Annotated in this window: 3 protein-coding genes; 2 read left to right on the plus strand and 1 reads right to left on the minus strand. The window is 52.0% G+C overall.

Annotated elements, in window-relative coordinates:
* Positions 1-711 precede the first annotated feature (711 nt).
* Positions 712-1,482, minus strand: coding sequence for a Cof-type HAD-IIB family hydrolase (locus EKM97_RS11755; protein ID WP_125572562.1), 771 nt, complete (start codon positions 1,480-1,482; stop codon positions 712-714).
* 267 nt (positions 1,483-1,749) lie between these two features.
* Between EKM97_RS11755 and EKM97_RS11760 the strand changes: the two genes are divergently transcribed.
* Positions 1,750-2,385: a deoxynucleoside kinase gene (locus tag EKM97_RS11760; protein WP_125572563.1), complete on the plus strand. Its 636-nt coding sequence runs from the start codon at positions 1,750-1,752 to the stop codon at positions 2,383-2,385.
* A 217-nt stretch (positions 2,386-2,602) separates the two neighbouring features.
* Positions 2,603-3,946 (plus strand): NADP-specific glutamate dehydrogenase, encoded by a 1,344-nt coding sequence (gene gdhA / locus EKM97_RS11765; RefSeq protein WP_125572564.1) that lies wholly within the window; start codon positions 2,603-2,605, stop codon positions 3,944-3,946.
* Positions 3,947-4,164 lie beyond the last annotated feature (218 nt).

Raw genomic sequence — 4,164 nt, forward strand, 5'->3', positions numbered from 1 at the left:
GCCGGCTACGCCGTCTTCCACTGGGGATATTGCCGCAAGCCCAGCGTCAATATCCCGCTCCCGATAAAATTGGCTGTGTAACCCCGACGAAAATCATGTCGGGAATACACAGCCAATTTTATTTTCGCTAACTCCGTCCCTGCCCGCTACGCCAATCCACCCCAGACCCTAAGTGCATTCACGATACTGTGGTGGTGTTATTTCTGGACGACGTTAACTCGATGATTTCATATCATTGCGGTGTGATACATCAACGAACCGGCAGACACAGTGACAATGACCCAACACCTTCTGTCACCGTGATTTCAATCTCTAATTGAGGTCAATGTGACTTGTAACCGTCGCGTAATCGTTAGTCGTACTGTCCCCACTCAGTAACGTGTCGGCTACGGAGGTGGTGGTGTGCTTGGGCGAAGCGCAGGGAACGGAGTTGGGCGAAAAGATGATTGTTTGGAGACAGGACGGCCGTATTTGTCGTCGTGGCTTCACACAATCATCTCGGGAGCGCGGAGTTGACGCTGTTCTTGCGGCAACTCCGCCAGCGGAAGACCGCGACAGCGGGCTGAAGCGGTCCCCGCCCGACGTAGTTCCCGGAGCGCAGCCCAAGCGCACCACCACCGGAGTTGCCGACCCCACCGCCTTGCGGCGTTGTGAAAGCTGCTTAAAGTGCAGGTCGCACCCTTGCGGGCGCGGACTCACGCTGACGGACAACTATCGCACTAATCCATAGTGCTGCAGCCCCTGCCGGATGCCGCCGGTCATGTTGGAGCCAGTGACGTACTCGGCACGGCGCATGGCCTCGGGATTGCCGTTACCCATGCAGATGGCGTGGTCGACCATGTCGAACATCTGCAAATCGTTCAGCTGGTCGCCGAAGCCATAAGTCGGAATGCCAGTCAGGTGGGCCTTGTCCAGCAGGTGCCGGATGCCTGTTTTCTTGGTGACGCCCGCCAGCATGGTGTCGAGTCCGCGCGGGTTGTTACGTACCAGGGTCAGTTCGCCAGCAAAATGCTGCTGGTAGAGTTTTTCTTTATTGAAGTTAAAAACGAACATGAAATTTACCGGATTTTGCTGGTACCAATCTTGGTCGACGTGTGGCAGTAGGTGCAGCAAGTGAAAATTCTCGTCCGTGTATTCGCTGCGGCCGTTCAGCGCGAAAGCCTGACTGTTGAACCAGCCGACGCGGTCGCCCTGGTGCTTGGCAAAAGTGTTGAAGCGTGTCATCAGCTTTTGCGGGATGTATTCGGCGTGCAACATCTGGCCGGCGTACTGCACGTAACTGCCGTTAGCACTGACGATAGCGTCGATGCCGCACGCGTCGAGAACATACTGCACCTCAAACAGGTTGCGGCCTGTTGCGATTACGGGTAAAATGTCGTTTTGTCTGAGTTCCTGTACCGCACGAATTGTGTCCGCCGCAAGTGACTTGTCGTTGAGTAATAATGTGCCATCGAGATCAAAGAAAACAATCGCTTTATACAAATAACCGCTCCTTATTTTGATAGTTAGCTACGAGTCTATTGTAACACTAAGCCGTAAACTGGCTGTGTTTATTCTTTTCAAAGCCAAGCGAGCATTATTTATATATTAAAGTATCGAATCTCAGTATTTTGCATAATAAACGACTTTTTACTTCTTTTATTTGATTTTTAATAGTGGACATAAACTTTGTGTAGAACCAGAATTTGGCTACAAGATGTAGTATGATATAAGCATTGATTTTAAAATTTTACGTAAAGAGGGGCCACCATGGTGATTATTACAGCTGGCATGATTGGCGTAGGCAAGACCACTTTGACTGGGCAGATTGCTGACCATTTGGGAACGAAGGCGTTCTTCGAACCTGTTGGGGAGAACCCAGTTCTTCCTTTGTACTACAAAGATCCTAAGGAATACGGGTTCTTACTGCAGATTTACTTCTTGAACAAGCGGTTTGCGATGATCAAGAAGGCGCTGTCTGACGACAACAACGTGCTTGACCGTTCAATCTACGAAGATGCGCTGTTCACCCGCGAGAACAACGCCGAGGGTAATATCACCGACACCGAACTGGACGTGTACCTCAAGTTGCTCGACAACATGATGAACGAACTGACCCAGATGCCTAAGAAGGCACCAGACCTGCTCGTTTACGCCGAGACTGATTTCGATACCATCCTCTACCGGATTAAGAAGCGTGGTCGTGACTACGAACAGTTCGAAAACAATCCTGAACTTGAATCCTACTACTACAAAATGTGGACGGCTTACAAGCAGTGGTTTGACGAATATGATGTGAGCCCGAAGATGAAGATTGACCTCCAGAAGTACGACCTGGAGAAGGCGGGCAACATCGACATCGTGCTTAGCCAGATTGACGACCGCTTGGCCGAAATCCGTAAGTAAACCTGTCATGCAATGGCGTCTGGAAGCTCCAATGTGAAGCTTCCAGGCGCCTTTTGCTTGGTCAAAAGTCAGTGGGCAGCCAATTATTTGGATTCCGTGCAAATTGTATAAAAGCTGTGACTAAAGTATATAAATTAATAGATTTTCAGCGTAACTGCATCAATTTCTCATAATTTGTGGTAATCTAAAAACATCTAAAAAAAGGAATGGTGATACGATGACGCAAGCAACAGATTACATTAATTCAGTTGCGGCCACGCTCAAGCAGCGCGACCCCAACCAGCCTGAATTTCAGGAAGCGGTTGGTAATTTTCTGAAGACAATCACCCCTGTTTTCGAGAAGCACCCCGAATACATCAAGGCCAACGTTTTGGCGCGCTTGGTGGAACCAGAACGCGCCATTCAGTTCCAGGTTGCTTGGCAGGATGACGCCGGTAACATGCAGGTGAACCGGGGCTTCCGGGTCCAGTTCAATTCCGCCATCGGCCCGTACAAGGGTGGCCTGCGTTTCCACCCATCTGTGAACTTGTCCATCGTCAAGTTTCTCGGTTTCGAACAGATCTTCAAGAACAGCCTGACCGGCCTGCCAATTGGTGGGGGTAAGGGTGGTTCTGACTTCAATCCGAAGGGCAAGAGCGACGCCGAAATCATGCGTTTCTGCCAGAGTTTCATGATTGAACTTCAGAAGCACATTGGCCTCGACGTCGACGTGCCCGCCGGTGACATCGGGGTCGGTGGCCGCGAGATTGGTTACCTCTATGGCATGTACAAGCGCCTTAACGGCAGCGAACGCGGTATCCTCACCGGTAAGGGTCTCTCCTTCGGGGGGAGCCTTGCCCGGACCGAAGCCACTGGTTACGGTTTGATCTACTACACGAACGCGATGCTCAAGGCCAACGGCAAGAGCCTCGATGGCAAGCGAGTTCTCGTGTCTGGTGCTGGGAACGTGGCCACCTACGCGATCCAAAAGGCGGAAGAAAACGGCGCCATTGCCATCTCCGCCTCTGATTCCAACGGCTACGTCATCGATGAAAACGGGATTAACCTCGACGTCCTCAAGGACATCAAGGAAGTGCGCCGGGCGCGCATCAAGGAATACGTTGATGCTGTGCCAAGTGCAACTTACCACGAAGGTAGTGTTTGGGACGCCGACGTGCAGTATGACGTCGCATTGCCATGTGCAACTCAGAACGAAATCAACGGTGACCAGGCAGCTAAGCTGATTGCTAATGGCGCCTTCGCCATTGCCGAAGGGGCTAACATGCCAAGCACGCCAGAGGCCATTGCTGCCTACCAGGCAGCGGATATTCTCTACGGACCTGCGAAAGCTGCGAACGCTGGTGGTGTTGCGGTATCCGCACTCGAAATGAGCCAGAACTCCCGTCGGGTCAGCGATTCCTTCGCGACCGTTGACGGCGAGCTTAAGGACATCATGGAGACCTTGTTTGCCAACAGCGTTGCCGCTGCGAACGAATACGGTGAAGATGGCAACTACCTTGCTGGCGCAAACATCGCCGGCTTCACGAAGGTTGCCGACGCCATGGTGGCACAGGGCTGGTAAACCAAGGCCTTTGAAAACAGGCGCAACACTTCGGCGTTGCGCCTGTTTTGCTGTCCGTCAGCGTAAGTCATGAAATTTTCATCCGCAAGGATGCAGGAATTGAAAATAGTGGGGTAGATTGAAGGTCGGGTCTGGTGCGGATTGGCTTCGCGGGCAGGAACTCCGTTAGCGGGGACCGTTCCAGCCGGCTACGCCGTCTTCCACTGGGGATATTGCCG

It is taken from the genome of Lacticaseibacillus songhuajiangensis, assembly GCF_003946025.1.
In the GTDB taxonomy this organism is placed as follows: Bacteria; Bacillota; Bacilli; order Lactobacillales; family Lactobacillaceae; genus Lacticaseibacillus; species Lacticaseibacillus songhuajiangensis.

Excerpts from the sequence above, each read along its gene's own strand:
- EKM97_RS11760 (WP_125572563.1), top strand. The coding sequence starts at position 1,750 with ATGGTGATTATTACAGCTGGCATGATTGGCGTAGGCAAGACCACTTTG.
- gdhA (WP_125572564.1), top strand. The coding sequence starts at position 2,603 with ATGACGCAAGCAACAGATTACATTAATTCAGTTGCGGCCACGCTCAAG.